Below are 26,339 nucleotides of genomic sequence, written 5' to 3' on the forward strand. Positions count from 1 at the left end.
TGGCCTCCGTTCACGCCGCGTCTGATCTGGTGAGGGCCCGACGCTGACGGAGCAGCCGTGCGATCGTCGAGGCGACATCCAGCGCCTGAGTCCGGTTGAGGCGCGGATCGCAAAGGGTGAGGTAGCGTCGCGGCAGATCCTCCTCCGACATCTTCACGCTTCCACCAAGACACTCGGTCACGTCGGCCCCGGTCATCTCCAGATGGACGCCGCCGGGATGGACGTTTTCGGCGGCGGCCACTTCGAAGAAGGCGGACACCTCGGCCATTATGTCTTGGACCAGCCGCGTCTTGAAGCCGCCGAGGCTGCGCGTGTTGCCGTGCATCGGATCGATCGACCAGATGGCCGCACGGCCTTCGCGCAGGGTGACACGCATCAATTCAGGCAGGCGATCGCCGACATTCGCGGCGCCGAAGCGCCCGATCAGGACCAGCCGGCCCGGCCTGTTGTCGGGATCGAGCCGGTCGATGAGACGCAGCAGCGCGTCAGGCTCCAGGTTCGGACCGCATTTGAGCCCGATCGGGTTGGCGATGCCGCTCGCGAACTCGACATGGGCGCCGTCCAGCTGCCGCGTGCGGTCGCCGATCCAGATCATATGGCCCGAAAGCGCCCACCAGCGCTCGCTCGCCTCGTCGAAGCGGGTCAGCGCCTGCTCATAGTTGAGAAGCAGGGCTTCATGGCTGGTGAACAGGCTGACTGGACGGGCCGGCTCGTTGCTGCCGACATCGCGGTTGATCTCCGGCAGGTCGGCATAGGCCGCCGCGGCATAGGCCTTGAGCAGATCGATCGTGACCTGCGCCTGGCGATGGGCGTCGAGCAGGCGGCGAGGATCGGGAATTCGGCTCGCTTCGTCGAACGCCGGCCCGTTCACCGCATCGCCCCGATAGCTGGGGAGGGTCACTCCGTCGATCGTCTCGCTGGGCGAGGAACGGGGCTTCGCGAATTGTCCCGCGATGCGGGCGAGATGGACGACCTCGCCATAGCCGCCGGCGCGGAGGATCGCCCCCATTTTCAGGAGCAGGTTGAAGGTCGTCCTGACCTTGTCCGATCCGAATTCGGCGAAGCTTTCGGCGCAGTCGCCGCCCTGGATCAGGAACGCCCGTCCGCTCGCCACCCGCGCGAGCTGGGCCCTGAGGTGCATGATGTCGGCGACTTTGGTGAGCGGGGGGGCGGCGGCGAGGCGAGCCTCGACCCGGCCAAGGGCTTCCGGATCGGGATAGTCCGGCATCTGCGCGGCCGGGCGATTCCGCCAGCTTTTAGGGGACCAGCTCATCGGTTCGCCTCCCCCTGAGAGGTGAGGCACAGCCGGAGCTCCCCGCTGGCGGCGATCGGCTCGACCGTCTCGCCGCGGGCGCGCCGGATCTCCAATTCGCCTTCGGTAAGGACCCTCAGGCTCGGACCTTCGGCCACATCGTCCGGGCCAACGCGTCCGACGATAATGGCGAGCAGCCGGCCGCTTTCCTCCCTGATCAGGTCGAAGGCGGCCAGGTTGGAATGGCGCAGCGCCGTCCACCAGGGGGTGAGTGGCGAATATTCGATCGCGGCCACCACCTCGCGGCGGCGGGCCAGGTCGAGGGCCTCCTCCGGGGTGGCGACCCATTGGGCATGGGCGGCCCGGCCCAATCGCTCCCGGACGCGTTCCTTGAGCGTGTGCGGGCTTCGCGAAGCGCACAGGACAAGATCGGTCCGGGCTTGGGCCTGGAGGCAATGCCCCATCAGCTCGCGCCAGACATGGGTGACGAGCGCCGATGAAGCGTGTTCGGCGCGGTCGATGAGGCGACCGATGACTTCCGTTTCCCGGCGCGGACGGAATCGGAGGGTTCCGCTCGTATCATTGGCTTTGAGTCCGGCGATGGCGATGCAGGCGTTCAGCCGTTGCTCGATCAGATCGAGAAGCTCATGGTCGAGACGGTCGATTTGCGCCCTCAGCGCTTCCAGGTCGGAAGGGACAGGCGCGGGTCCGCGGACAAGCCGCGTCAGGCCAAGAATCTGTGGCATTGTTCATGTCCGATCGCCGTCGCCGCGACCCCAAGGCGCCACAAGGCGCAAGGGTACCGACGGAAGGCGTTTAGCTCGAGTTTTTACGAAGGGTTTGGGTCGTGACTCCGATACGCCTCAGTAGGCGTATCGGCCCGTAAACGAGCTAAAATAATAGGGAGCGGCCATCAGCGAGGAGGGGCGACGAATGTCCTGTCCTGTGCGCATTGCCTGATACTCCCAATGGCGGCACTTGCAGCCGCTGTCTTAAGGCTGACAAGGGCGCCTTGGTCTGTCAAGCCCCGTTGTGCAATGCAGCATCAGGGGCAGGGAAAGTTGTCCAAAAAGTGGTGGAGATAAGCTCCCAAAATTATCACGTCGCCGATCGTCTGCCTGGGTTCTGCGAAGCTAAAACGAACTATTTGTCGCCGAATTCCAGTCATATGGCGGCTGATCAGCTAAAAGCGATTGACGAGCGCCGAATCGGAAAGTCATTTTAGGTGCGAATCGCATGTTCGTTTCCGCCGCCGTGGCGGGAATAGAGGAATGACCGAATGATGATGCCGGTTACATTCCAGTTTGCTTCCGACCGCACCGCCGCGGCGCGCGTCGATGCGTGCGCGATCGCCGCCATCACCCTCATTATTACGACGACGACCACCCGTTCGCGCGGGGGATGCGGCTGACCTCGGACTGACAAAACCGAACTTCAGATAACCCGCTCCCCGCCAGGCGAGCGGGTTTTTTTGTGCCTTCGAACATCCCCCGACACCCGAAAAAACGAAAGAGAAGCGAGATGAACCCTCAATCTGTCTACGAAGCGCAGGCGCCGAAGCTTTGCGTCCTCAAGTTCGGAAGCTCGGTGCTGGGGGTGGAGACCGACTATCCGGCCGCCGCGCTCGAGGTCTACCGCCATGTCCGCGACGGCGAGAAGGTGGTCGCCGTGGTCTCGGCGCTGGCGGGGGAGACCGACGCGCTGCTCGGCCAGGGCGAGAGGGTCGGAGGCGCGGGCGCGAACCCCGCCCTGCTCGCCCGGGTGGCGCGGGTCGGCGAGCTTCACTCCGCCGCGCTGATGGCACTGGCGCTGGGGCGAATTGGCGTTCGCGCCTGCACCCTCGACCCCCATGAAATGGGCCTCTGCGCCGAAGGCGAACCGCTCGATGCCAATCTGGTGGGCCTCGACGTCGACGCGGTTCGCGCCAGCCTCGAGGCTCATGACGTGGTGGTCGTGCCGGGCTTCACGGCCGGCCATGCGCAGCATGGGGTCGTGACGCTGGGCCGCGGCGGAACGGACCTCAGCGCCGTCTTCTTCGCGGCGCGCCTTGGCGCCCATCGCGTCCGGCTGATCAAGGACGTCGACGGCGTCTATGCCGAGGATCCGGCGAGGAACCCCGGCGCCGAACGCTTCGCGCAAATGGGCTATGACGAGGCGGCCGCCGCGAGCGCCGGGCTCATCCAGCCCAAGGCGATCATGGCCGCCAAGGCCGACGAATTGCTGATCGAGGTCGCCGCGCTCGGAGCCGGCGAGGCGACGACCATCGCCCACTTGCCCGTTCGCAAGGCGCGGCCCCTAAGGGGCGAGAAGCTGAAGGTGGCGCTGCTCGGCTGCGGCGCGGTGGGCGCGGGCGTCCTTGCCTACCTCAGGGCCCGGCCGGACCTGTTCGAGCTCAACCCGGTTCTGGTGCGCGACCTCGCCAGGCATGGCGAGGATGCGCGGTTCACCGATACGCTAAGCGAGGCGCTGGCGGGCCAGCCCGATCTGGTGGTCGAGCTGCTCGGCGGGGCTGATTATCCGGCCGAGATCATGTGCAGCGCGCTTCGCTCGGCCGCGCATGTAGTGACAGCCAACAAGGCCGCGCTCGCCCGGCATTATGACGCCCTCCATGCCTGCGCCGAAGCGGGCGGCGTGTCGCTCGCATACTCGGCGGCGGTTGGCGGAGGCGCGCCGATCCTGGAGACGCTTGCGCGGCTCGGGGGCGAGGTCGTCGCTGTCCAAGGGGTGATGAACGGCACTGCCAATTTCCTGCTCGGGCGGTTGGCCGAGGGGCAGCTCTTCGACCAGGCGGTGCGCGAGGCGCGGGCGCGGGGCTTCGCGGAGGCCGATCCGTCCGCCGACGTCGATGGCCATGACGCGGCCGACAAGCTCGCGATCCTGGTGCGCGAGGCCTTCGGCGTCGCGCTGCCACCGGAGCGGATCGCGAAGGACACGCTGCGCGATGTCACGGCCGCCATGGTGAAGGCGGCGCTGGCGCGTGACGAAGTGCTGAAGCAGGTAGGCCGCTGCCGACGTCTCCCGGACGGGCGGGTCGAGGCCGACGTGCGGATCGAATCCCTCCCTCTCGACCATCCCCTCGCCGGCACCCGTGACGAGAACAACCGCTTCCTCGTTTCCGATGCTGGCGGGCGAGTGCATGGCGTTTATGGTAAGGGGGCAGGGCGTTGGCCCACGGCGGCGTCGGTCTTTGCCGACATCATGGATTGCCAGCGCGCGCTTCTGCGCCAGAGCGCGGCAGGGAAGCCCCGGGGCGAAGCCATGCCGCTTCGCCTGAGCGCGTGAGGAGGATGTGATGGCCCACTATGCCACGGCCAGTGCACCGGCGAGCATCGGCAATGTCGGCGTCGGCTTCGACGTTCTCGGCCAGGCCTTCGATGCCGCTCGCGACACGGTGACCGCCCATCAGGAGGCCAAGCCGGGCGTGCGCCTGGGTAAGGTGACCGGGCTTGTCGATGCGCTGCCCGACAGCCCGGAAAACAACACCGCGCTGGCGGCGGCCCAGGCCGTGCTGGCGGCGGCCCAGGCTCCATTCGGCGCGCGCCTTTCGATCGACAAGGGCGTGCCGCTGGCAGCTGGCATGGGCGGCTCGGCGGCTTCGGCCGTGGCGGCAGCGACGGCGGTGAATGCGCTTCTGTCGGAGCCGTTCGAAAAAGAGGCGCTCCTGCCCTTCGCGCTGGAAGGGGAGCGGGTGGCGTCAGACCCGCCGCCCTGGGACAATGTGATCGCAAGCCTGATGGGCGGCCTGGTGCTGGCCGCGCGGGAAGAGCCGGCTTCCATCCGGCGGCTGCCGGTGCCCGAAGGGGTCGTTTGCGTGTTGCTGCACCCGGACGTCAAGGTCGAGACCCGCGCCGCGCGCGCGCTGCTCAAGAGCGAGGTGCCGATGGCGGTGGCGGTCGAACATTCGCGGCGGATGGCGGCGTTCGTGGCGGGCTGCGCGACGGGCGATCTCGACCTTGTGCGTCTGGGGCTGGAGGATGTGCTGGTCGAGCCGCAGCGCGAGCACCTGTTTCCGCTACTGCCGGAGGTCAGGCTGGCGGCGGTGGCGGCGGGGGCACTCGGCTGTTCCTTCTCGGGATCGGGTCCGTCGGTCTTCGCCTGGGCAGTGGAGGACCGGGCGGATGCGGTGGAGGCGGCGATGGCCGGCACGTTCCGCGCGGCGGGGAAGGCGGCGAAGGCCTACCGGGCGGCGGGACATTCCGCCGGGGCGCGGATCGAGCAGCTCTGTGAGATGGCGGCGGCCTGATGCTTTATCGGAGCACAAGGGGCGTATCGCCGTCGGTCGCGCTCAGCGAGGCGATCCGGGCCGGTGCGGCGCCGGACGGCGGCCTCTATCTTCCGGAAACGGTGCCGGAGACGGGTCAGTTCCAGGCTGAGCCGGATCTGCCCGCCTTCGCTGCGGCCTTCCTCGCGCCTTTCTTCGCAGGCGACCGGCTGGCCGGCGAGTTGGCGACCCTCTGCCGGGAGGCTTTCGATTTTCCCGTGCCGTTGGTGACGCCTGATCCGATGAGGCCGGGCCTGCGGGCGCTGGAGCTGTTCCATGGCCCGACCGGCGCCTTCAAGGATTTCGGCGCGCGCTTCCTGATGGGCTGCTTCGACCGCATCGGCGACCCGCACGATCCCCTCACGGTGCTCGTCGCGACATCGGGCGATACGGGCGGCGCGGTCGGTTGCGCGGCCGAGGGGCGGGGCGCCTTGCGGGCGATCATCCTTTATCCCGCCGGCCGGGTGTCTGCCTTCCAGGAGCGGCAGCTGACCTGCTGGGGCGACCCTGTCCGGGCGTTGGAGGTGGATGGCGACTTCGATGCTTGCCAAGGTCTGGTGAAGGCCGCCTTCGCCGATGCGGAGCTCGCGCGCACGTTCAATCTCACCTCGGCCAACTCCATCAATATCGGCCGCCTCCTTCCGCAGATGGCCTATATTGCCCATGCCGCGACCCGGCTGTTCGCCGAGACGGGGGTGGCTCCGGGTTTCATCATCCCGACCGGCAATCTCGGCCATGGCTTCGCGGCCGTCTATGCCAGGGCCATGGGCGCGCCGATCGGGCCGATCGTGCTGGCGACCAACGCCAACCGGCCGCTCAGCCGGTGGAAGGCCGAGGGTATCTACCGGCCCGCCGCGTCGGTCGCCACGCTCGCCAATGCCATGGACGTCGGCGCGCCGAGCAATTTCGAGCGGCTCGATCACCTGCCCGTCGAGATGCGGGATGTCGAAGTCGAACGGGTCGAGGACGATGCCATCCGGGCGCGCATCCGGGCCGACTATGAAGCAAGCCGCTATGTCTGGTGCCCTCATTCGGCGACGGCGGCGGAGGCCTATGCCCGGCTCGACCCCCGTCGTCGCGCCGAGCGGCCCTGGATCGTGGCCGCGACCGCCAGTCCTTTCAAGTTTGCCGGCATCGTCGAATCGGCCATCGGCCACGCCGTCGAGCCGCCGGCGGCGCTCTCCGCCATCGCTGGCCGGACCACCCGCAGCCGGCGCATTTCGGCCGACCTAGCTGGTCTGTGTACTGAGCTCTGTGAAGAAAAACTTGCGACATCAACAGTATGAGGAAAGTCGGCGTGCAAATAGCGCAACGCAGTATTTTTACGAGTTGCATGCTGCAGCTGCGAAGGCTTATGCATAGTGAGAACCTGCGGGCTTAGTCCCGCGTCTAGGACGAACAATGCTGCTGAATTCGAAGCCTTGCATTGAAGCCAATACGGAAGCGCTCCGCGCGGCCGCGTCCATTCTCGTCACCGTACTGCTTATTAGCTGCCATAGGGGAGCGGCGTACGGCTCTGTGTGACGGTCAAATCTAAACGACCAGATACCAGGACCCCCCGCTCCCACCGGAGCGGGGGGTTTTTCTTTGCCCAAAGGAGACCCTCGATGGAAATGATCTACACGGAACAGCATGCCAATCCCGCCGCACTCAAGGGCGGGCGGATCGCCATCGTCGGATATGGCAGCCAGGGCCGCGCCCACGCCCGCAATCTGCGGGACAGCGGCTTCGACGTGGTCGTCGGCGCCCGCGCCGGCGGCGGGGCCGAGCGCAAGGCAAAGGCGGATGGCTTTCGCGTGGTCTCGCCGGCCGAGGCGGCGAAGGAAGCCGACCTGGTTGCATTGCTGACGCCCGACATGAGCCATCGCTCGGTCTATGCTCATGAGATCGCGCCCAACCTCAAGGCCGAAGCTGCGCTCCTCGTCGCCCATGGCTTTTCGGTTCATTATGGCGAGATCGTTCCCCGCAAGGACATCGACGTCGTCCTCGTCGCTCCCAAGGGGCCCGGCGATCTCGTCCGCCGCGAATATGAGATCGGGCGCGGCGTCCCTTGTCTTTTTGCCGTTCAGCAGGATGCGAGCGCAGCGGCGCGCGAGCGGGCGCTGGCCTATGCCTCCGGCATCGGCGGAACGCTCGCCGGCGCGATCGAGACCAGCTTCGCGGAAGAAACGGAAACCGACCTGTTCGGCGAGCAGGCAGTGCTGTGCGGGGGCGCGAGCGAGCTCATCACGGCCGGCTACGAGACATTGGTGGAGGCCGGCTACAAGCCCGAGGTCGCCTATTTCGAGTGCCTCCACGAGCTGAAGCTGATCGTCGACCTCCTCTATGAGGGTGGGCTCGCCAAGATGCACGAGTTCGTGTCCGAGACGGCCAAATATGGTGATCTCGTCTCGGGCCCGCGGGTCGTGAACGGCGAGACCCGCGAGCGCATGCGCGAAGTGCTGCGCGACATCCAGACCGGCAAGTTCGCTCAGGAATGGATCTTCGAGAACGAGAGCGGCAAGCAGAATTACGACGCGATGCTTGCGGCCGATCTCGACCAGCCGATCGAGAAGGTGGGGGCGCGGCTGCGCCAGCACATGGCATGGCTGCAGTCCAAGCCCGACGCGAAGGCGGCCTGACCATGAGACCTGCCTCTCACGCCCAGCCGCTCAATGTCCGCGAGCCCGTCAGCGGGGCGCGCCTCGTGGTGGAGGCGCTGGAGCGCGAGGGCGTAAGGCACATCTTCGGCTACCCCGGCGGCGCGATCATGCCTGTTTATGACGCGCTGCCGGGCTCGAGCCTGACGCACATACTGGTCCGCCACGAGCAGGCGGCGGCGCTCGCGGCCGACGCCTATGGCCGCGTGACGGGGGAACCCGGCGTCTGTCTTGCCACCTCCGGGCCGGGCGCGACCAACCTCGTCACCGGCATCGCCAACGCCTTCATGGACAGCGTGCCGATGGTGGCGATCACCGGACAGGTCGCGGCGCCGCTGATCGGAACCGATGCGTTCCAGGAAGTCGATATCTTCGGCATCACCCTGCCGATCGTGAAGCACAGCTATATCGTCCGGCGGACGGAAGATATTCCCTCGGTCTTCGCCGAAGCCTTCGCACTGGCGCGGTCGGGAAGGCCGGGGCCTGTGCTGATCGACCTGCCGAAGGACGTGGCCATGACGGCGGCGGTCCCGCAGGAGGCGGAGCCCGTCGCGCTTGAGGCACCTGCACTCGATGAAGTTGCGCTGGCGAAGGCGAACGCCCTCATCGCCCAGGCGGAATCGCCGATCCTCTATTTCGGCGGCGGCATAGCCATTGCCCGGGCGGAGCGTGCCTTGCGCGGCTTCGTCGAGAGGAGCGCCATCCCGTCCGTCGCGACGCTGAAGGGCTTGGGCGGTGTCCCGACCGATGCCCCGAGCTTTCTCGGCATGCTCGGCATGCACGGCACGCGGGTGGCGAACGTCGCCATCGACAATTGCGATCTGCTGATCTGCGTCGGCGCACGTTTCGACGACCGGGCGACGGGAAAGCTCGATACGTTCGCGCCCCGCGCCAAGGTCATCCACATAGACGGCGACCCGGCCGAGATCGGCAAGCTGCGGCGCGCGGAAGTCGGTATCGCCGGGGACGTGACGGCGATCCTCGACCGGCTTACGGCCATCCCGGCCGATGCCGAGGCCTGGAAGCAGCAATGCGCCGAGCAAAAGCGCATGTGGGCCATGTCGTACGACGCGCCCGGCAATGGCGTCTATGCGCCGGCGCTCCTGAAGCAATTGTCGGAAGCCGCCGGCGACCGGGCAATCTTCACCTGCGACGTCGGCCAGCACCAGATGTGGGTGGCGCAGCATTGCCGCTTCGCACGTCCCCAGGCGCATCTCACCAGCGCCGGGCTCGGTACGATGGGCTACGGGATTCCGGCCGGCATCGGCGCGCTCATCGCCGATCCGGAAGCCACCGTCATCACCGTGTCGGGCGACGGCTCGATCATGATGAACATCCACGAGCTGGCGACCCTGAGGCGCTACCGCCTGCCGCTGAAGATCGTGCTCCTCGACAACTCTCAGCTCGGCATGGTCCGCCAGTGGCAGGAGCTGTTCTACGAGGAGAATTTCTCGGAGATCGACCTCACCGACAATCCCGATTTCGCTGATGTGGCGCGAGCCTTCGGGATCGAGGCCTTCACGGTCGATCACCGCTCCGACGTGCCCGGCGCGATCCGGCGGCTTCTCGAAACGGCGGGGCCGATCCTGTGCCACGTCCGGATCGACCCGCGCGAGAATGTCTGGCCGCTCGTGCCCCCCAACCATTCCAATGTTCAGATGATGGAGAAGACCCGATGAACGACAAGATCCGGATCGATTTCGCGATGGCGGAAGGCGCCGTTCTTCGTGTGCTCGGCCTCATCGAGCGGCGCGGCTATCGCCTGTGCGCCATCGGCATGACCGAGCATGAGGATGGCGAGACGGCTTCGATGGAGCTGGAGATCGCCGCGCGCGACGCCGGACGCGACCTGGCCGTGCTCGACCGTCAGATCCGCCGCCTCGTCGGCATTCGAGCCGTCGCCCGCTTTCCAATGCCGATGGCGAGTGCGGCATGATGGAACAGGTTCGCATCTTCGACACCACCCTGCGCGACGGCGAGCAGGCGCCCGGCTTCTCGATGAACGAGGACGCCAAGCTGCGTGTGGCGCGGGCGCTTGCCGCGCTGAAGGTCGACGTGATCGAGGCCGGCTTCGCGGCGGCCTCGCCCGGCGACGCCCGCGCGATCGCCAGGATCGCCGAGCAGGTCGAGGGACCCGTCATCTGTTCGCTCGCGCGGACCACCGAAGCGGATATTCGCGCGGCGGGCGCGGCGCTGGCCAACGCCCCGCGCAAGCGCATCCATGTCTTCCTCGGTACCAGCCCGATTCACCGGGAGGCGAAGCTTGGTCTCACGCCGGCCGAGGTGCTGGAGAAGATCCGCACCTCCGTCGCCCTTGCCCGCGAATATGCGGATGATGTCGAATTTTCGGCCGAAGACGCGATCCGCACCGAGCGGGACTTCCTGGTCGAGGCGCTGTCGGTCGCCGCGGCGAGCGGGGCGATGACGCTCAACGTGCCTGACACCGTGGGCTACACCACGCCGGACGAGATTTACGAGCTGTTCCGGCATCTCGTGGCCCATGTCGACCGGCCGCGGGAAGCCGTCTTCTCCGCCCATTGCCATGACGATCTCGGCATGGCGGTCGCCAATTCGCTGGCGGCGGTGCGGGGTGGGGCGCGGCAGGTCGAGTGCGCCGTCAACGGCATTGGCGAGCGCGCCGGCAATTGCGCGTTGGAAGATGTGGTGATGGCGCTCAAGACCCGCGCCGATGTGTTCGGCGTTTCGACCGGCATCGACACCACCCGGCTCCTGGCCGCCAGCCGCACCCTGGCGCAGGCCACGAACAGTCCGCCGCCGCGCAACAAGTCGATCGTCGGCGCCAATGCCTTCGCGCATGAATCGGGCATTCACCAGCACGGTATCCTCAAGAACCGCGAAACCTATGAGATCATGAAGCCCGAGGATATCGGGCTCGCGACCCACGGCATCGTGCTCGGCAAGCATTCGGGCCGTCATGCGCTCGTCGCCCGCGCGAAGGCGCTGGGCTTCGCGCTGGAGGGCGAGGCGCTGGACCGGGCCTTCGCCGCTTTCAAGGAGGTCGCGGACGAGGTCGGCATCGTCGATACGGCGCGGCTGATGGCGATCCTCGCCGGGAGCGGCCGGGAGGGCCGTCAGTCCTTCTGGAGCCTGAAGAAGATCGACATAAGGTCGCCCGCTTCGGCCAAGGCCTGGCCGGTGGCGAGGGTGGAGCTCGAGCATGGCGAGCGGGGGCTGGTGACGGACCTTGCCTCGGCGCCCGGCGCGCTCGATGCCGCCTTCGCGGCGGTCAGCCAGATCATGGGCGTGCCCGCGCGCGTCGACAAGATCGAGCTTCAATATATCGCCGCCGATGCGGAAGAGCCCGCCTCGGACGGGCAGGGCGCCAACGTCCTCATCGAGATCACATTGGAGGTCGAGGGCGAGCTCTTCTCCGGCCGCGCGCGGGCACGCGACATCCTCCCCTGCTGCCTCGCCGCCTACATCGACGCGGCCGCCAATGCCGAGGCGGTCTCGCGTTTCCGCCAAACCCCCTCCGAACGGGCTGAAGCCGCATGAACAAGGATAAGGACATGAAGATCGTGATTTTGCCCGGCGACGGCGTCGGGCCGGAGGTTTCGGCCGAGGCGGTGAAGTGCCTGGAGCTGCTGTCGAGCCATTGCGGGCTTGGCCTTCATTTCGAGACCCATGCCTTCGGCGGGGCGGCCATCGACGCGACGGGTTCGCCCCTTCCGGACAGCACGCTTGCGGCGTGCCAGGGGGCGGACGCGGTGCTGTTGGGCGCCGTCGGCGGGCCGCGCTGGGACGGGCGGACTGAAATGCCCGAGGCGGGACTGCTGAAGCTCCGGCGCGAACTTGGCCTCTTCGCCAATCTGCGTCCGGCCCGCGTCATCCAGGGCCTGGAGGCGTTGTCGCCGCTCCGCGCGGATCTCGCCGAGGGAGCCGACGTGCTGGTCGTGCGGGAGCTGACCGGGGGAGTCTATTTCGGCGACCGAGTTCTGGAGGATGATGCGGCCTCGGACCTGTGCGTCTATTCCCGCGCGGAGATCGAGCGCATCGCCCATGTCGCCTTCCAGTCCGCCCGGCGGCGCGGTCGCAAGGTGACGTCGGTCGACAAGGCCAATGTGATGGCGACGTCGAAGCTGTGGCGCCGGACGGTTGTGGAGGTGGCGGAGCACTATCCCGACGTGGCGCTCGACCATATGTATGTCGACGCCGCGGCCATGGCGCTCGTCACCAACCCCCGCCGGTTCGACGTTATCCTCACCGAAAATATGTTCGGCGACATATTGTCGGACGAGCTGTCGGTGATCGGCGGCTCGATCGGGCTGCTGGGCTCGGCGAGCGTCGGCGCCTCGGGTCCCGGCCTGTTCGAGCCGATCCACGGCTCCGCCCCGGACATCGCCGGGCTGGACATCGTCAATCCTGCGGGCGCCATCACCAGCGCGGCGATGATGCTGGAGCAGCTCGGGATGGCCGACATGGGGCGCTTTCTCGCCGAGGCGCTGGGCAAGACGATGCTTGGCGGCTGCCGCACGGCGGATATGGGCGGCAGTGCGCGCTGCTCCGAATTCGGCGAGGCGGTGCGCGAACATCTGCGGCGGCGGCTCGTGCGCTATGACGCCCATCTGGAGCTGGTGACGATGAACCGGGGCTGCTGCGCATGAGCGAGCGGCGTCGGACTCTCTACGAGAAGATCTGGGACGCCCATGTGGTCGAGCGGCGCGAGGACGGCACCTGCCTCATCTATATCGATCGCCATCTCGTCCACGAGGTGACTTCGCCGCAGGCGTTCGAGGGGCTGCGGATCGCCGGCCGCAAGGTGCGCCGACCGGACCTGACCCTTGCCGTGCCCGACCATAATGTGCCGACGACCGCGCGCGTGGGTGCGAACGGGGCGCGCCTGCCGATCGCGGATCCGGCCAGCGCCGGGCAGCTGGCGGCGCTCGAGTCGAATGTCGCGGAGTTCGGCGTGCCGTATATCGCCGATACGGCGGTGGAGCAGGGCATCGTCCATGTCGTCGGGCCGGAGCAGGGCTTCACCCTGCCGGGCACGACCGTCGTCTGCGGCGACAGCCACACGGCGGCGCACGGCGCCCTGGGCGCGCTCGCCTTCGGTATCGGCACCAGCGAGGTCGAGCATGTGCTCGCCACGCAGACGTTACTGCTGAAGCAGTCCAAGTCGATGGAGGTCCGGGTCGAGGGCAGTCTCGGCTTCGGCGTCTCGCCCAAGGACGTGGTTCTCGCCGTTATCGGTCGACTCGGCGCCGCCGGCGGCACCGGCTATGTCATCGAATATCGCGGCGACACGTTCGAGGCGATGTCGATCGAAGGCCGCCTGACGGTCGCCAACATGTCGATCGAGGCGGGCGCCCGCTCCGGTCTGTTCGCGCCGGACGAGAAGACCTACGCTTACCTCAAGGGCCGGCCGATGGCGCCGGCAGGCGAGGAGTGGGAGAAGAAGCTCGCCTGGTGGCGCACGCTCCCGACCGACGAAGGCGCGCGCTTCGACGCTGCCATCCGGCTCGACGCGCAAGACATCGCGCCGAACGTCACCTGGGGCACCAGCCCCGAGGACGTGGTCGCGATCACCGGCACCATTCCCGATCCCGAGAGCTTCGCCGATCCCGCCAAGCAGGCGGCCGCCCGCAAGTCGCTCGACTATATGGGCCTGGCGCCGGGCACCGCCCTGCAGGACGTCGCCGTCCAGCACATCTTCATCGGCAGCTGCACCAACAGCCGCATCGAGGATTTGCGCGCCGCCGCCGACGTAGTCCGCGGCCGGAAGATCAGCGATGGCATAAAACAGGCGCTGATCGTGCCCGGCTCGGGACTGGTGAAGCGCCAGGCCGAGGCCGAAGGGCTCGACCGCATATTCGTCGAGGCGGGCTTCCAGTGGCGGGAGCCCGGCTGCTCGATGTGCCTCGCGATGAACCCGGACAAGGTGCCGGCGGGCGAGCGCTGCGCCTCGACCTCCAATCGCAATTTCGTCGGGCGGCAGGGACCGGGGTCCCGCACCCATCTCGTCTCCCCCGCCATGGCGGCGGCGGCGGCGGTGACGGGCCGTCTCGCCGATGTACGGAAGCTGGTGGCATGAACCCGGTCCGCAAGGTCGAAGGCCGCGCCATTCCGTTCGGCCGCAAGAATGTCGACACCGACGTCATCATCCCGGCCGAGCATCTGAAGACGATCGCGCGCGCGGGCCTCGGCGCCCATGCCTTCGAGAGCGTCCGGCGCGAGCCCGGCAACGTCTTCGAGGACTCCGCTTATGCCGGCGCGCCGATCCTGATCGCGGGCGACAATTTCGGCTGCGGGTCGAGCCGCGAGCATGCTGCCTGGGCGCTCGCCGACATGGGCGTCGAGGCGGTGATCGCGCCCAGCTTCTCGGACATTTTCTCGGGCAACGCCTTCAAGAACGGGATCGTCGCCGTCGTCCTCGATGGCGAAGCGGTGGCGCGCCTGATGGAGGTCGCGCGCGAGCACCCGATCACCGTCGATCTCGACACGATGACGGTGACGACGCCGCTTCAGGACCGCTTCGCCTTCGCCATGGACCCGTTCCGGCGCGAATGCCTGATGGGCGGTCTCGACGAAATCGCCCTGACCTTGGCCAGCGAGGCCGCGATCCAGGCCTATGAATTACGGACGGGAGTGTAGCATGCCGCCCTACCGCTCCCGAACCACCACCCACGGCCGCAATATGGCCGGCGCGCGCGGCCTCTGGCGCGCGACCGGCATGAAGGATGAGGATTTCGGCAAGCCGATCATCGCCGTCGTCAACAGCTTCACCCAGTTCGTTCCCGGCCATGTGCATTTGAAGGATCTCGGGCAACTCGTCGCGCGCGAGATCGAACGAGCGGGAGGCGTCGCCAAGGAGTTCAACACCATTGCCGTCGACGACGGCATCGCCATGGGCCATGGCGGCATGCTCTACTCGCTGCCGTCCCGCGAGCTTATCGCCGACAGCGTCGAATATATGGTCAATGCCCATTGCGCCGATGCGATGGTCTGCATCTCCAACTGCGACAAGATCACGCCCGGCATGCTGATGGCGGCGCTGCGCCTCAACATCCCCTCCGTCTTCGTCTCCGGCGGGCCGATGGAGGCGGGCAAGGTCGTGCTGCAGGGCGAGGAAGTCGCGCTCGACCTGGTCGACGCCATGGTCGCCGCCGCGGACGAACATTATAGCGACGACGAGGTGAAGACGATCGAGCGCTCGGCCTGCCCGACCTGCGGCAGCTGCTCGGGCATGTTCACCGCCAACTCGATGAACTGCCTCACCGAGGCCCTCGGCCTGTCGCTTCCCGGCAATGGATCGATGCTGGCGACCCATGCCGACCGGGAGAGGCTGTTCCTGGAGGCTGGGCACCGCATCGTCGACCTTGCCAAGCGCTGGTACGAGCAGGACGACGCCTCGGCGCTGCCCCGCACGATCGCCAGCTTCGCCGCCTTCGAGAATGCCATGTCGCTCGACATTGCCATGGGCGGGTCGACCAACACGGTCCTCCATCTCCTTGCCGCGGCCCAGGAGGCGGGGGTCGATTTCACCATGGCGGACATCGATCGCCTCTCGCGCCGCGTGCCCTGCCTGTGCAAGGTCGCCCCGGCCAAGGCGGACGTCCATATGGAGGATGTTCACCGCGCCGGCGGCATCATGGCGATATTGGGCGAGTTAGACCGGGCCGGACTGCTCGATACGAGTCAGCCGACGGTGCATGCCCCGACGCTCGCCGACGCGCTCGACGCCTGGGACATCGTCCGGACGAACAGCGAGGCGGCCGGAACCTTCTTCAGGGCTGCGCCGGGCGGCGTTCCGACCCAGACCGCTTTCAGCCAATCGCGCCGTTGGGAGGCGCTCGACACCGATCGGGAGCGCGGCGTCATCCGCGCCGCCGAGCACGCGTTCAGCAAGGATGGCGGGCTCGCCGTCCTCTACGGCAATCTCGCGCCCGAGGGGTGTATCGTGAAGACGGCGGGGGTCGACGAAAGCATCCTGACCTTCACCGGCACGGCGCGGGTCTATGAAAGCCAGGACGCGGCAGTGGCGGGAATCCTCGGCAATCAGGTCGCCGCCGGCGACGTCGTCGTCATCCGCTACGAAGGCCCCAAGGGCGGGCCGGGCATGCAGGAAATGCTCTATCCCACCAGCTATCTGAAGGCGAAGGGCCTCGGCGCCGCCTGCGCCCTCCTCACCGACGGCCGCTTCTCCGGCGGTACGTCCGGCCTCTCGATCGGCCACGTCTCCCCGGAGGCGGCGGAGGGTGGACTTATCGCGCTCGTCCAAACCGGTGACCGCATCGCCATCGACATTCCCGCCCGCCGCATCGATCTTCTCGTCGACGCGGAGGAATTGGCCCGACGCGAGCAGGCGATGCTCGAACGTGGCGACAAGGCTTGGAAGCCGCTTGGACGCAAACGCGACGTATCGCCGGCCCTACAAGCTTACGCCGCTCTCACGACAAACGCAGCGCGTGGCGCCGTCCGAGACGTATCGCAGCTCCGCTGATTGAGGAGCGCAGCTATGACGACGCGGACGGTTGGGCCCTAAGGACGCATCCTCGCGGCCGCGGAAATCGTTTCTGCGTCGACTGCGGCTGAATCGACGAAGTTGCGGCCCGGGAGCATGATGAAGCCCGGATCGAACTCGCCATAGTCGCAGAGAATTTCCTCGTCCGCGGCGATGTCCGTGATGGCGTATCCGGCGTCGGGATCATCGAAGCGCGTGTTGGGCGTCGGGGAATGGTTCATGAAGCGACCATTATCCAATTCGACCACGAGCAGGTTCGGATCGGCCATCAACGGATAGGCATATCGCTCGATGAAGGCTCGCACCGCCGGATCTAGCCCGAGCACGGAATCCTTCGGCACGAGCCGGTCGAAGCCCGGATCCAGCTTCCAAATGAGCGTGCCGGCCTGGATGGCCTCGCCGGCAAAGACTCCGACGCCCTCCAGCCGGCTGGGCGCGACATAAGTGGGCACGAGCAGCACAGGAGTATCGGTTCTTTCTCAAGTCGTTGCACGACACGACCGCTCCCAAACCGTCGGTCCCGCGTCTAGTTCCATGCTATCGCTGGCGACTTTCGAACGGTGGGCAGAGAGACGGCGAATGGCATCCAGCCTCCAGAGATTCATGGACCGCATGAGATGTCCGTGATGGGGAGTTACCCGCGGTTGAATTGGAGGAGTGCCGCCCGCTAGCCGCGGCGGTTCTTGAGCCAGATCGAGACGAGGATCAGCGCGAAGGCGGCGAGGCGGAGGAGGTAGAGCCAGCTTCGTTCCTCGACCGGGATGTTGGAGAGGGCGAGCAGGGCCTGGGTGAGGCCCAGGAGCCAGAAGGCGAGGGCGAAGGCGACGAAGAGCCCGTCTCGGGTCCGCTTCCAGAAGCGGAGGAAAAAGAGCCCCGCGATCAGGAAACCGAGGGTAAGCGCGCCGGAGAGGAAGTGAAACAGCATCATCGTTTCACTCCTCCAGGTCCCAGATGAAGCCGAAAAGCAGGATGCCGACTGCGGCGAGCGAGGACCAAAGTCGCCAGAATTTGAAGTCGATCGACCTGATGACGAGCAGATCGAGGATGACGAGCAGGTTGTTCGCGGCGAGGAACAGGAAGCAAAGGGCGCTCCACAAAAGCAGCCGCGCCCCGGTCCGCTTGTAGTTTCGGGCGAGGAGATAGGCGCAGGCGCTGCTCGTCAGGAAGCAGAGCAGGTAGACCGCGGTGGGAAAGAACTCCTGCACGCCCCCTATTCCTTTCGCAGTCTGAAGGCGTCCGCGAACGCCGTCAGTCCCTCGTTCGCCGAGGCGATGATCATCCGCCTCACCGCGTCCGGACTCTTGGCATACAGGCGCTCGGCCCCATCGACTAGACGGCGCAGATCTTCGGAAGCCGGGCTGTAGAGGGCCGAGCCTTCCGCGTCCGTGCTGACGAGGCCGGCGGCCACCAGGGAATCGACGCTTTGCGACACGATCACGTCGCTGCCGCGCAGGGCCGTCACCAGATCGTAACGGGTCCAGCCGCGATCGCCATGGTTTTTGAGGAACAGGAGCAGCTCCAGCGACCAGACCGACCGAAAGGTCGCTCGAATGAAGCTGGTTACGTCCTGTTTCGACGGCATCGTGCTGCGGTGGTCCTTGTGATTGCGTGGCACGCCGGCCGGAGGCGCGGTCTTGCAAGGGCCTTCTAAGGCCCAGTCCGCGCATGACAACCCCTGCTTGACCTTCGGCCGGGAAGGATATGAATTTTGCCGGGAGACGAGTCGGTTGTTCTGCTATGGTGCGCGCGGCCGGGGGGCCGACGCCTGGGATTCGGGGGTGGGGGAGAGTTAAGGAGCGTAACGTGAACGTCGAAACCCCGCGGGATTTTCTCGATCGCCGCCAGCTTGTCAGCGCGCTCAAAAGTCTGAAGCGCGGCGATTTCACCGTCCGCCTGCCCGAGGATGTTCCCGGGCTCGACAGCGAGATCGCGTCGCTCTTCAATGAAGTGGTCGGGCTCAACGAGCAGATGACCAACGAGTTCAAGCGGCTCGCGGTCGTCGTCGGCAAGGAAGGCAAGATCGGCCAGCGCGGCCGCGTCAGGGGCGCTTCCGGGGGCTGGGAGGAGAAGCTCAGCGCCGTCAACGAGCTGATCGAGGACATGGTCCAGCCGACCATCCAGGTCGCCCGCGTGATCGGCGCCGTCGCCAAGGGCGATCTCAGCCAGACGATGACCGTGGAGATAGACGGGCGACCGCTGCGCGGCGAGTTCCTGCGCATCGGCGAGGTCGTGAACCGGATGGTCGAGCAGCTCGCCGCCTTCGCCGCCGAGGTGACGCGCGTCGCGCGTGAGGTCGGCACCGAGGGCAAGCTGGGCGGACAGGCGAAGGTGCAGGGCGTCGCCGGCACCTGGAAGGACCTCACCGACAACGTGAACGCGATGGCGACCAACCTCACCGGCCAGGTCCGCAACATCGCCGAGGTGACGACGGCGGTGGCGAGTGGTGACCTTTCCAAGAAAATCACCGTGGAAGTGAAGGGCGAGATCCTCGAGCTCAAGAACACCATCAATACGATGGTGGACCAGCTCAACGCCTTCGCCTCCGAGGTGACGCGCGTGGCGCGCGAGGTGGGCACGGAAGGCAAGCTCGGGGGCCAGGCGCAGGTGCCCGGCGTCGCGGGGACCTGGGCCGACCTTACCAACAATGTGAACCTGATGGCGGACAACCTGACCGGCCAGGTCCGCAACATCGCCGAGGTGACGACGGCGGTGGCGTCGGGCGACTTGTCGAAGAAGATCACCGTGGAGGTGAAAGGGGAAATCCTGGAGCTCAAGAACACCATCAATACGATGGTGGATCAGCTCAATGCCTTCGCCTCGGAAGTGACGCGCGTGGCGCGTGAGGTGGGCACGGAGGGTAAGCTCGGCGGGCAGGCGCAGGTGCCGGGCGTCGCGGGTACCTGGGCCGATCTTACCAACAATGTGAATTTGATGGCCGACAATCTGACCGGCCAGGTGCGCAACATCGCCGAGGTGACGACGGCGGTGGCCTCGGGTGACCTTTCCAAGAAGATCACGGTGGAGGTGAAGGGCGAGATATTGGAGCTCAAGAACACCATCAATACGATGGTGGACCAGCTCAACGCCTTCGCCTCGGAAGTGACGCGCGTGGCGCGCGAGGTCGGCACCGACGGCAAGCTCGGCGGGCAGGCGACGGTGCCGGGCGTCGCCGGCACCTGGGCGGACCTCACGGACAATGTGAACCTGATGGCCGACAACCTGACCGGCCAGGTCCGCAATATCGCCGAGGTGACGACCGCCGTGGCGCGCGGTGATCTTTCCAAGAAGATCACCGTGGAGGTGCGGGGCGAGATCCTCGAGCTCAAGAACACCATCAATACGATGGTGGACCAGCTCAACGCCTTTGCGAACGAGGTGACCCGCGTGGCGCGCGAGGTGGGTTCGGAAGGCAAGCTCGGCGGGCAGGCGACCGTGGAAGGCGTCGCCGGCACCTGGAAGGATTTGACCGACAATGTGAACGCGATGGCGGGCAACCTGACGGGTCAGGTGCGCAACATCGCCGAGGTGACGACCGCGGTGGCGTCGGGCGATCTTTCGAAGAAGATCACCGTGGAAGTGAAGGGCGAAATCCTCGAGCTCAAGAACACCATCAATACGATGGTGGACCAGCTGAACAGCTTCGCCTCCGAGGTGACGCGCGTGGCGCGCGAGGTGGGGTCGGAGGGCAAGCTCGGCGGCCAGGCGAAGGTGGAGGGCGTCGGCGGCACCTGGAAGGACCTGACCGACAATGTGAACGAGCTGGCCGCGAACCTCACCGGCCAGGTGCGCAACATCGCCGAGGTCACCACCGCCGTCGCGCTCGGCGATTTGTCGAAAAAGATCACCGTCGACGTGAAGGGCGAGATTCTCGAGCTCAAGAACACCATCAATACGATGGTGGACCAGCTGAACAGCTTCGCGAGCGAAGTGACGCGCGTGGCGCGCGAGGTCGGCACGGAGGGTAAGCTCGGCGGTCAGGCGCAGGTGCGCGGCGTCGCCGGGACGTGGAAGGACCTCACCGACAATGTGAACCTGATGGCCGACAATCTGACCGGCCAGGTGCGCAACATCGCCGAGGTCACCACCGCCGTGGCGCGCGGTGACCTCTCCAAGAAGATCACGGTCGACGTGAAGGGCGAGATCCTCGAGCTCAAGAACACCATCAACGTCATGGTGGACCAATTGAACGCCTTCGCCGCCGAGGTGACGCGCGTGGCGCGCGAGGTGGGCACGGAAGGCAAGCTCGGCGGCCAGGCCAAGGTGCCGGGCGTCGCCGGCACCTGGAAGGACCTCACCGACAACGTCAACCTGATGGCGACCAACCTCACCAACCAGGTGCGCGGCATCGCCGACGTCGTGACCGCGGTGGCGCAGGGCAATCTGAAGCGCAAGCTGACCGTGGACGCCAAGGGCGAGATCGCCGCGCTCGCCGAGACGATCAACTTCATGATCGAGACGCTGTCGACCTTCGGCGACCAGGTGACCAACATGGCCCGCGAAGTGGGCGTCGAAGGCAAGCTCGGCGGTCAGGCAAGGGTGCCGGGCGCCGCCGGCCTGTGGCGCGACCTCACCGACAACGTGAACCAGCTCGCCGAGAATCTGACGAACCAGGTCCGCTCCATCGCGGACGTGGCGACGGCGGTGACCAAGGGCGACCTCACCCGCTCGATCGCGGTGGAAGCCTCGGGCGAGATGGCCGCGCTCAAGGACAACATCAACGAGATGATCCGCAACCTCAAGGATCAGACCTTGAAGAATGCGGAGCAGGACTGGCTCAAGACCAACCTCGCCCGCTTCTCCCGGATGCTGCAGGGCGAGCGCGACCTGGCGACGGTGTCGAACCTCATCATGTCGGAGCTCGCGCCGCTGGTGAACGCGCAATATGGCGTCTTCTACGTCGCGCGGAAGGAGGAGGACGAGACGGTCCTCGATCTCGTCGCGAGCTATGGCGCCGAAGCCAAGGACCAGCTAAAGCCGAGCTTCAAGCTGCGCGAAGGCCTTGTCGGCCAGGCCGCCGCCGACAAGCGGCCGTTGCTGCTGGAGAAGGTGCCGGGCGACTTCATCCGCATCGGCTCCGGCCTCGGCCATGCCAAGCCCGCCAACGTCAACATCCTGCCCGCGCTGTTCGAGGACGATGTGAAGGCCGTGATCGAGCTGGCGTCGTTCAACGAGTTCAACGAGACCCACCAGAACTTCCTCGACCAGCTGATGGAATCGGTCGGCATCGTCTTGAACACGATCGCCGCGACCATGCGCACCGAAGGGCTGCTGAAGCAGTCGCAGCTGCTGACGCAGGAGCTTCAGGCGCGGCAGACCGAGCTCACGACCAAGCAGGAAGAGCTGCACGCCACCAACGAAGAGCTTCAGGAGAAGGCGCAGCTCCTCGAGAATGAGAAGAAGCAGGTCGAGGCGAAGAATATCGAGATCGAGATGGCGCGGCGCGCGGTCGAGGAAAAGGCCGAGCAGCTCGCGCTGACGTCGAAATACAAGTCCGAGTTCCTCGCCAATATGAGCCACGAGCTGCGCACCCCGCTCAACTCGCTGCTCATCCTGTCGAAGCTGCTGGCCGACAACCCGCAGGGCAACCTCAACGAGAAGCAGACCGAGTTCGCCCGGACGATCCACTCGGCCGGTTCCGACCTGTTGAACCTCATCAACGACATTCTCGATCTTTCGAAGATCGAGTCCGGAACCGTCTCGATAGAGCTTGGCGACATGCCGGTGGTGAGCCTGAAGCAGCATATGGAACGGACCTTCCGCCAGTTGGCGGCGGACAAGGGCCTCGCCTTCGAAGTCGATTTCGATCCGAAGCTGCCCGCCGTCATCCGCACCGACGAGAAGCGGCTGCAGCAGGTGGCGCTGAACCTCCTCTCCAACGCCTTCAAGTTCACGTCGCACGGCGCCGTGACGTTGAGCGTGCGCAGCGTCACCAGCGGCTGGAGCGCCAATCATCCGGTGCTTCGTTCGGCGAACGGTGTCATCGCCCTGTCGGTCAGCGACACCGGCATCGGCATCCCCGAGGACAAGCAGAAACTCATCTTCGAGGCCTTCCAGCAGGCCGACGGGACGACCAGCCGCAAATATGGCGGCACCGGCCTCGGCCTTTCGATCAGCCGCGAGATTGCGCGGCTCCTCGGAGGCGAGCTCTGCGTCCGGTCGCGGCCCGGCCAAGGCTCGACCTTCACGCTCTTCATCCCCCTGGAGGCCGGGTCGTCGAGCTCCACCGCGGCGATCGCCGGGCCGCCGGCGCTCCCCGATGAAACCGGCTCGGCCGGTCCGGCGGAGCTGACCGTCGACGTGGAGGTGGTCGACGATCGCGATGCGCTCGGCGACGAGCCCTTCGTGCTGATCGTCGAGGACGATCCGACCTTCGCCGCGATCCTTCTCGACCTGGCGCGCGGGACCGGACTGAAGGGCGTTGTCTCCACGGCCGGCGCGGGCACGCTCGCCTTGGTACGCAAGCTGCAGCCGGACGCGATCACGCTCGACCTCGGCCTTTCCGATATCGACGGCTTCGTCCTCCTGGACCTGTTGAAGCACGATCCGCAGACGCGGCACATACCGATCCACGTCATCTCCGGGGCTGACGAGGCCCAGGCGGTGGTCGGCATGGGCGCGTTCAGCGTCACCGCGAAGCCGGCCGACCATGAAGCGCTGTCCGGGATCTTTTCGGCCATCGCCGAGCAGGTGCGCCGCACGCCGCGCCGCCTGCTGATCGTGGGCGCCGCCGCCGATCGCAAGAAGATCGCGGCCGCCCTCGCCGGCGCAAATTTGAAGGTGGAGAGCGCCGCTTCGGTCGCCAAGGCGCAGGGCAGGCTCGATTCCGTCGACGGCATTGTCGTCGCGGCGGACAAGTCCGAGCAGGCGATCAAGGAGCTCACGTCGCTTCAGGCCAGCGGGAGCGAGGCGTCGGTCATCGTCCTTGCCAAGGCCGACGGCGAGCGCATGCGGACGATGCTGGAGCCGATGGCCGGCGCCCGGGCGCTCGAGATCGTGGATCGCGTCGATGCGCTGTCGGCGCGGGTCGGCGCCGTGCTGAGGCGCGGCCGTCGAGCCGGAGTCCCGACGTCCGCTCCGGCCGCGCGGGGCATTCCCGAGCTTGCCGGCGCCAAAATTCTCATCGTCGATGACGACATTCGGAACATCTACTCCCTTACAAGCGTCCTAGAGAGCTACGACGTGGAAGTGCTCCACGCGGAGCGCGGCAAGGAGGGGATTGCCATCCTCGATGAGACACCGGGCATCGATGTCGCCCTGATCGATATCATGATGCCGGAAATGGACGGCTATGAAACGATGCGGCAGATCCGGCAGCGGTCGGCGCTGGCCGAGGTGCCGCTTGTCGCGGTCACGGCCAAGGCGATGAAGGGCGATCGGCAGAAATGCCTCGACGCCGGCGCCTCCGACTATATCGCCAAGCCGGTCGACATCGAGCTGCTGCTCGCGCTCCTTCGGGTGTGGGTGGCGCGCGCGCGCGATCGCGCGGCGTCGGTCGCCTCCGGTTCATCGCAGAAGGCGGCGGAATAAGCGTTGACGATGGTAGAGCCCGTCCGGAAGCGCGCGAATGCCTCCGCCAAGGCGAAGCTGCAGGAGGTGCCGCTGGATGCCGATTCCAGCGCGCGCGCGCGCGTGCTGGTGGTCGACGACGACGAACGCAACCTTCTCGCCATCCGGACGGTGCTGGAGGACGTCGCCGACGTCGTCACCGCCTCGTCGGGAGAGGAGGCGCTTCGCCACCTGCTGAAGGGCGAATTCGCCGTCATCCTGCTCGACGTCTTCATGCCCGGCATGGACGGCTACGAGACCGCCCAGATCATCCGCAGCCGCGAGCAGACCAAGCGCATTCCGATCGTCTTCCTCTCGGCGGTGAACAAGGAGACGGAGCATCTGATCCGCGGCTATTCGATGGGCGCGGTCGATTATGTGTTCAAGCCGGTCGAGCCGGTGGTGCTGAAATCCAAGGTCGCCGTGTTCGTCGACCTGTTCATCATGACGCGCGAGATCCGGCGCAAGGCGGAAGCCGAGCAGCGGCTGCTGGACGCCAATCTTCGCGCCAATGCGGAGCGCCTTCGAGCCGAGCAGGAACTGCGCCACGCCGAGCAGCGCCAGGCGGCGATCATCCAGTCGCTGCCGATCATCCTCTATCTGGAGCCCCTCGACGCGCGTCCGCGCATGCCCCGCTTCGTCAGCGGCAATTTCGCTTCGGTCACGGGCTTCGAGTTCGATGCCGTTCGGGAAAATCCGAACCTGTGGAGCGAGCGCGTCCATGAGGAAGATCGGGAGCGGGTGATGGCCGGGCTCGCCTCCCGTTCCTTCGGCGGCGCCATGTCGATCGAATATCGCTGGAAGTGCGCCGACGGCACCTACAAGCACTTTCTCGACCAGGCGGTTCTATTGCGCGACCCGCAGGGGCGGCCGACAGAATATGCCGGCACCCTGCTCGACGTCACCGACCGCAAGGACCTTGAGAGCCAGCTCGTCCACGCGCGCAAGATGGACGCGATCGGCAAGCTGACCGGCGGCATCGCCCACGACTTCAACAACCTGTTGGCCGCCGTGTTGGGCGGGCTGGGGCTGATCGAGCGGCGCGTCGAGCTCGATGCGGACCAGCAGAAGATCTTGCAGATGACGCGCCATGCGGCCGAGCAGGGCTCCGAGCTGGTGCGGCGGCTGCTCGCCTTCGCCCGGCGCCAGCAGCTGGAACCTGCCCGCATCGACATCGGGCGCCTCTCGGCCAGCGTCGACAATCTCCTGGCCCACACGCTGGGCGGCCTCGTCCAGCTCGAGTGGGATACGGACGAGGATCTCTGGTGCGCCTATGCCGACGAGGCGCAGCTGGAGCTGGCGCTCATGAACCTCATCATCAACGCCCGCGACGCCATGCCGGACGGGGGCGCCATCAACGTCTCGGGCGAGAACAGGGAACTCGGCAGCGACAACAGCCTCGGCGTCCCGGCCGGCGACTATGTCATGCTCGCCGTCACCGACGACGGCTGCGGCATCCCGCCCGAGATAATGGAGCAGGTGATGGAGCCCTTCTTCACCACCAAGGGCATCGGCAAGGGAACGGGGCTCGGCCTCTCCATGGTCTACGGCTTCGCCAAGCAGTCGGGCGGCGCGATCAAGATCGCGAGCAAGGTGGAGCAGGGAACGCGGGTCGAGATCTGGCTTCCGCGAGCCCCCGGCGACGAGGAGAAGGCGGCAGCCGTCCCGCGCCGGTCTCCGGAGCAGGCGGGGACGGAAGTGGCAGGGCGGCTGCTCAAGATCCTCCTCGTCGACGATCATGGCGGCGTCAGAATGGCGACGGCGGGCATCCTTCGCGAACTCGGACATGAAGTGACCGAGGCGCGGGACGGGCCGGAACTGCTCGCCCTTCTGGAGCGCGACCCGGCCGCTTTCGACCTCATCATCTGCGACTATGCGATGCCGCTCGTCTCCGGCATCGACGTCATCGAGCGGGCGCGCGCGATGAGACCGGACCTGCCCGGCATCATCGTCACCGGCTATGCCGACGCCCAGTCCATCGCGCGGCGGCCGCACGACGTGCCCGTGCTCACCAAGCCCTTCACGCCCAACCAGATGAACCAGACCATCGCCTGCCTGTTTCGAGCAGGACCGGGTGCGAAGCCGAACTAAGGTGATCCGAGGGAGTGGTTCTCCGGCGAAAGCCGGGGTCCAGCGGCGCGGCGGAAGGACTGGGCC

Annotated in this window: 20 protein-coding genes; 14 read left to right on the top strand and 6 right to left on the bottom strand. The window is 66.7% G+C overall.

Annotated elements, in window-relative coordinates:
• Positions 1-10: 10 nt before the first annotated feature.
• Both DF286_RS10350 and DF286_RS10355 read right to left on the bottom strand, forming a co-directional pair.
• Entirely contained in the window at positions 11-1,273 is a 1,263-nt protein-coding gene (locus tag DF286_RS10350) for a 3-deoxy-7-phosphoheptulonate synthase (RefSeq protein WP_109271361.1), read from the bottom strand.
• Positions 1,270-1,998 (bottom strand): chorismate mutase, encoded by a 729-nt coding sequence (locus tag DF286_RS10355; protein ID WP_109271362.1) that lies wholly within the window; start codon positions 1,996-1,998, stop codon positions 1,270-1,272. Before DF286_RS10355 ends, DF286_RS10350 begins: the two co-directional genes overlap by 4 nt.
• A gap of 533 nt (positions 1,999-2,531) precedes the next feature.
• On the opposite strand from DF286_RS10355, the gene DF286_RS15500 reads away from it, so the two are divergent.
• The 12 genes from DF286_RS15500 to ilvD all read left to right on the top strand — a co-directional run bounded on the left by DF286_RS15500 (position 2,532) and on the right by ilvD (position 16,616).
• Positions 2,532-2,663: a hypothetical protein gene (locus DF286_RS15500; RefSeq protein WP_279379359.1), complete on the top strand. Its 132-nt coding sequence runs from the start codon at positions 2,532-2,534 to the stop codon at positions 2,661-2,663.
• 110 nt (positions 2,664-2,773) lie between these two features.
• On the top strand, positions 2,774-4,534 hold the full coding sequence (locus DF286_RS10360; RefSeq protein ID WP_109271363.1) for a homoserine dehydrogenase: 1,761 nt from the start codon (positions 2,774-2,776) through the stop codon (positions 4,532-4,534).
• Between the two features lie 10 nt (positions 4,535-4,544).
• Positions 4,545-5,495, top strand: a complete 951-nt coding sequence (locus DF286_RS10365) for a homoserine kinase (protein ID WP_109271364.1) — start codon at positions 4,545-4,547, stop codon at positions 5,493-5,495.
• Positions 5,495-6,799, top strand: coding sequence for a threonine synthase (thrC, locus tag DF286_RS10370; protein WP_109271365.1), 1,305 nt, complete (start codon positions 5,495-5,497; stop codon positions 6,797-6,799). The genes DF286_RS10365 and thrC overlap by 1 nt, the downstream gene beginning before the upstream one ends.
• A gap of 321 nt (positions 6,800-7,120) precedes the next feature.
• The gene (gene ilvC / locus DF286_RS10375) at positions 7,121-8,134 is read left to right on the top strand and encodes a ketol-acid reductoisomerase (RefSeq protein WP_109271366.1); all 1,014 of its coding nucleotides are present in this window, start codon (positions 7,121-7,123) and stop codon (positions 8,132-8,134) included.
• Positions 8,135-8,136: 2 nt separating this feature from the next.
• Positions 8,137-9,831, top strand: a complete 1,695-nt coding sequence (ilvG, locus tag DF286_RS10380; protein ID WP_109271367.1) for an acetolactate synthase 2 catalytic subunit — start codon at positions 8,137-8,139, stop codon at positions 9,829-9,831.
• Positions 9,828-10,088: an ACT domain-containing protein gene (locus DF286_RS10385; RefSeq protein WP_109271368.1), complete on the top strand. Its 261-nt coding sequence runs from the start codon at positions 9,828-9,830 to the stop codon at positions 10,086-10,088. Before ilvG ends, DF286_RS10385 begins: the two co-directional genes overlap by 4 nt.
• A complete protein-coding gene (locus DF286_RS10390; RefSeq protein ID WP_109271369.1) occupies positions 10,085-11,668 on the top strand; it encodes a 2-isopropylmalate synthase in 1,584 nt (527 codons plus the stop codon). Before DF286_RS10385 ends, DF286_RS10390 begins: the two co-directional genes overlap by 4 nt.
• 14 nt (positions 11,669-11,682) lie before the next feature.
• Positions 11,683-12,777: a 3-isopropylmalate dehydrogenase gene (leuB, locus tag DF286_RS10395; protein WP_207790026.1), complete on the top strand. Its 1,095-nt coding sequence runs from the start codon at positions 11,683-11,685 to the stop codon at positions 12,775-12,777.
• Positions 12,774-14,207 (top strand): 3-isopropylmalate dehydratase large subunit, encoded by a 1,434-nt coding sequence (gene leuC / locus DF286_RS10400; protein WP_109271371.1) that lies wholly within the window; start codon positions 12,774-12,776, stop codon positions 14,205-14,207. The genes leuB and leuC overlap by 4 nt, the downstream gene beginning before the upstream one ends.
• Positions 14,204-14,767 (top strand): 3-isopropylmalate dehydratase small subunit, encoded by a 564-nt coding sequence (gene leuD, locus DF286_RS10405; protein WP_109271372.1) that lies wholly within the window; start codon positions 14,204-14,206, stop codon positions 14,765-14,767. Before leuC ends, leuD begins: the two co-directional genes overlap by 4 nt.
• A 1-nt stretch (position 14,768) precedes the next feature.
• Positions 14,769-16,616 (top strand): dihydroxy-acid dehydratase, encoded by a 1,848-nt coding sequence (gene ilvD / locus DF286_RS10410; protein WP_109271373.1) that lies wholly within the window; start codon positions 14,769-14,771, stop codon positions 16,614-16,616.
• Between the two features lie 38 nt (positions 16,617-16,654).
• Here the strand turns inward: ilvD and DF286_RS10415 are convergent, their stop codons facing one another.
• The 4 genes from DF286_RS10415 to DF286_RS10430 form a co-directional block, all read right to left on the bottom strand.
• Positions 16,655-17,098: an SET domain-containing protein gene (locus DF286_RS10415; RefSeq protein ID WP_109271374.1), complete on the bottom strand. Its 444-nt coding sequence runs from the start codon at positions 17,096-17,098 to the stop codon at positions 16,655-16,657.
• A 206-nt stretch (positions 17,099-17,304) separates the two neighbouring features.
• Positions 17,305-17,565, bottom strand: a complete 261-nt coding sequence (locus DF286_RS10420; protein ID WP_207790027.1) for a DUF5985 family protein — start codon at positions 17,563-17,565, stop codon at positions 17,305-17,307.
• Between the two features lie 4 nt (positions 17,566-17,569).
• Entirely contained in the window at positions 17,570-17,842 is a 273-nt protein-coding gene (locus DF286_RS10425; RefSeq protein ID WP_109271375.1) for a DUF5985 family protein, read from the bottom strand.
• Between the two features lie 5 nt (positions 17,843-17,847).
• Positions 17,848-18,219 carry a hypothetical protein gene (locus DF286_RS10430; RefSeq protein WP_109271376.1) on the bottom strand — a complete coding sequence of 124 codons (372 nt, stop codon included), beginning with the start codon at positions 18,217-18,219 and terminating at the stop codon, positions 17,848-17,850.
• A gap of 221 nt (positions 18,220-18,440) precedes the next feature.
• On the opposite strand from DF286_RS10430, the gene DF286_RS10435 reads away from it, so the two are divergent.
• Together DF286_RS10435 and DF286_RS10440 are read left to right on the top strand one after the other, a co-directional pair.
• Complete coding sequence (locus DF286_RS10435; RefSeq protein WP_243444796.1) at positions 18,441-24,164, top strand: HAMP domain-containing protein; 5,724 nt, start codon at positions 18,441-18,443, stop codon at positions 24,162-24,164.
• Positions 24,165-24,173: 9 nt separating this feature from the next.
• The gene (locus DF286_RS10440; RefSeq protein WP_109271378.1) at positions 24,174-26,273 is read left to right on the top strand and encodes a response regulator; all 2,100 of its coding nucleotides are present in this window, start codon (positions 24,174-24,176) and stop codon (positions 26,271-26,273) included.
• The last annotated feature ends 66 nt before the right edge of the window (positions 26,274-26,339 follow it).

The organism is Sphingosinicella humi, assembly GCF_003129465.1.
GTDB lineage: Bacteria > Pseudomonadota > Alphaproteobacteria > Sphingomonadales > Sphingomonadaceae > Allosphingosinicella > Allosphingosinicella humi.

Excerpts from the sequence above, each read along its gene's own strand:
- DF286_RS10350 (WP_109271361.1), bottom strand. The coding sequence starts at position 1,273 with ATGAGCTGGTCCCCTAAAAGCTGGCGGAATCGCCCGGCCGCGCAGATG.
- ilvC (WP_109271366.1), top strand. The coding sequence starts at position 7,121 with ATGGAAATGATCTACACGGAACAGCATGCCAATCCCGCCGCACTCAAG.
- DF286_RS10390 (WP_109271369.1), top strand. The coding sequence starts at position 10,085 with ATGATGGAACAGGTTCGCATCTTCGACACCACCCTGCGCGACGGCGAG.
- DF286_RS10430 (WP_109271376.1), bottom strand. The coding sequence starts at position 18,219 with ATGCCGTCGAAACAGGACGTAACCAGCTTCATTCGAGCGACCTTTCGG.
- DF286_RS10385 (WP_109271368.1), top strand. The coding sequence starts at position 9,828 with ATGAACGACAAGATCCGGATCGATTTCGCGATGGCGGAAGGCGCCGTT.
- DF286_RS10365 (WP_109271364.1), top strand. The coding sequence starts at position 4,545 with ATGGCCCACTATGCCACGGCCAGTGCACCGGCGAGCATCGGCAATGTC.
- DF286_RS15500 (WP_279379359.1), top strand. The coding sequence starts at position 2,532 with ATGATGATGCCGGTTACATTCCAGTTTGCTTCCGACCGCACCGCCGCG.
- DF286_RS10360 (WP_109271363.1), top strand. The coding sequence starts at position 2,774 with ATGAACCCTCAATCTGTCTACGAAGCGCAGGCGCCGAAGCTTTGCGTC.
- DF286_RS10420 (WP_207790027.1), bottom strand. The coding sequence starts at position 17,565 with ATGATGCTGTTTCACTTCCTCTCCGGCGCGCTTACCCTCGGTTTCCTG.
- leuB (WP_207790026.1), top strand. The coding sequence starts at position 11,683 with ATGAAGATCGTGATTTTGCCCGGCGACGGCGTCGGGCCGGAGGTTTCG.
- DF286_RS10355 (WP_109271362.1), bottom strand. The coding sequence starts at position 1,998 with ATGCCACAGATTCTTGGCCTGACGCGGCTTGTCCGCGGACCCGCGCCT.
- leuC (WP_109271371.1), top strand. The coding sequence starts at position 12,774 with ATGAGCGAGCGGCGTCGGACTCTCTACGAGAAGATCTGGGACGCCCAT.
- ilvD (WP_109271373.1), top strand. The coding sequence starts at position 14,769 with ATGCCGCCCTACCGCTCCCGAACCACCACCCACGGCCGCAATATGGCC.
- ilvG (WP_109271367.1), top strand. The coding sequence starts at position 8,137 with ATGAGACCTGCCTCTCACGCCCAGCCGCTCAATGTCCGCGAGCCCGTC.
- leuD (WP_109271372.1), top strand. The coding sequence starts at position 14,204 with ATGAACCCGGTCCGCAAGGTCGAAGGCCGCGCCATTCCGTTCGGCCGC.
- DF286_RS10440 (WP_109271378.1), top strand. The coding sequence starts at position 24,174 with ATGGTAGAGCCCGTCCGGAAGCGCGCGAATGCCTCCGCCAAGGCGAAG.
- thrC (WP_109271365.1), top strand. The coding sequence starts at position 5,495 with ATGCTTTATCGGAGCACAAGGGGCGTATCGCCGTCGGTCGCGCTCAGC.